This window comes from Streptomyces sp. LS1784, from assembly GCF_020103755.1.
Lineage (GTDB): Bacteria > Actinomycetota > Actinomycetes > Streptomycetales > Streptomycetaceae > Kitasatospora.
In genome coordinates this window covers 1-1,920 of sequence record NZ_JAHSQD010000947.1, presented here as the reverse complement: position 1 = coordinate 1,920, position 1,920 = coordinate 1, and the positions used below count along the sequence as shown (strand labels likewise).

The window sequence follows — 1,920 nt, the reverse complement described above, 5'->3', positions numbered from 1 at the left end:
GGGCGACCGCGCCCCGGCCGAGGCCGCCGCCGCCCTGCGCGGCGCCCCCGGCAGCCAGGACATCGCGCTCTACGACGAGGTCTCCGAGGGCCTCCTCGGTGACCCGGTCGGCGCCGCCCCGCAGAGCGCGCTGATGGCCATCGCGATCGTCACCGCCGTGCTCGCCGCGATCGGCTTCGGCGCCGCCGTGGCCGGTTCCGCCCGCGAACGCTCCCGGGACTCCGCGCTGCTGCTCGCACTGGGCGCCCCGCGCAAGCAGGTCGCCCGCACCGCCGCCGCGGAGAACGCGCTGCTGGTCGGCCTCGGCGGGATCGTCGGCCTCGCCCTGGGCGCCCTGCTCGTCCGGCTGATCGTGCCCTTCGTGGTGCTGACCCCGGCCGCCCGCCGCCCGGTGCCGGAGGCGCTGGTCGAGTTGCCGTTCGGTCAGGCGCTGCTGTTCGCGGCCGCGACCGCCGTCGTTCCGCTGCTGTCGGCCTTCCTGATCGGGCGCCGGCGTCGAGACGTGGCCGCCCGGCTGCGCCACGTGGAGGAGATGTGACCACCAAGGCCGGCACCACCGTGCCCACCCCCACGCCCGGCCCCACCCGCGCCCACCGCCCCGCGCCGTGGGTCCGCACCCGGCTGCGCGCGATGCCGCTGGCCGCGCTGCTCACGGCGGCCCTCGCCCTCGTCACCGTCTTCCTGGCGGCGGCCTTCCCACGCATCGAGGACCGGGGCGCGGACACCGCGCTCCAGGAGTTCACGCGCAGCCTGGGCGCCAACGTGACCAATCTGGAGTACACCTCCGAGACGACTCGCGACGACGCCGCGGCAAGCCTGGAGGCCACCCAGCAGAAGCTGAGCGAGCGGATCGGACGGGACCTCCCGCTGACCACGTCGGGTCAGGTCTACGGCACCCGGGTCAGGACCGAGCGCCCCATGTTCAACCCGGGGTACACGAAGCTCTCCGACAAGGCCTACCCGACGATCGGCCTGCTCTACCTGCACGGCCTCGCCGACCGGGTGACGCTGACCGCGGGCACCTGGCCGGGCCCCGCCCCGGCCGACGGCCCGCTGCCGATCGTGCTGAGCCAGAAGGCCGCCGAGGCCGTCAACATCAAGCTCGGCGACGTCATCGAGAGCGGCACCGACGGACCCGACTCGCTGCGCAGCACCGTGGTCGGCCTCTACCGGGTCAACGATCCCCAGGACCCGTTCTGGGAGGGAATCGGCTGTCCGGCCAGGGCCTGCCTGCGTGTCAAGGGCGACCAGGCGTGGTACTCGACGAGCGGCTTCGTCGACGGCGGCAGCCTGACCGCGCTGGCCGTCTGGGGTTCGAGCGGCCAGAACTTCTGGCGGCTGCCCGTCGATGCCGGTTCCCTGCGCGCCGACCGGCTCGACCGGACCCGCGAGCTCCTCGGCTCGTACTCCTCCGGCCCCGGCATGACCGCCCTGGTCGGCTCGACCCACCGGGCCGACCTGCACGTCACCTCGCTGATGCCGGACGTCCTCGCCCGGGCCACGGCCCGCTACCAGGCCGCGGCCCCGCTCGGCGCCATCGGGCCGGCCGGCGTCGCCGGCGTCGCGGTCGTGGTGCTGTGCCTGGCCGCAGCGCTCAGCACGGACCGGCGCACGGCCGAGATCAGGCTGCTCCAGGCCCGGGGCGGCTCGCGCAGCGGAGTGCTGTTGCGGCTGCTCGGTGAGGGCGCGGTGACCGTGCTGCCCGCCGCCGTGCTCGGGACGGCCCTCGCGCTGGTGTTGCTGCCCACCCCCCGGTGGGGCAACCCGGTGCTGCTGGCGCTCGCCGTGACCCTGTTCGCGATCCTGGCCTTCCCGGCCCGGGCCGCCCTGCTCTGGGCGCGCCCGCGGACCGCCGGCGGCTGGCGCCGGGTGATCGGCGAGCTCGCCGTGCTGGCTGTCACGGCCGCGGCGGTGGCCGAG

The 1,920-nt window shown here is 75.8% G+C and carries 2 protein-coding genes; both read left to right on the top strand.

The genetic code is table 11. The features are described 5' to 3' along the window. Positions 1 to 538: FtsX-like permease family protein (locus KS423_RS44520; protein WP_224285375.1), on the top strand; the 538-nt coding region annotated here is incomplete at its 5' end. Further along, positions 535 to 1,920, top strand: a 1,386-nt coding sequence (locus tag KS423_RS44515; RefSeq protein WP_224285374.1) for a hypothetical protein, incomplete at its 3' end; no start/stop codon positions are given. The genes KS423_RS44520 and KS423_RS44515, both read left to right, overlap by 4 nt.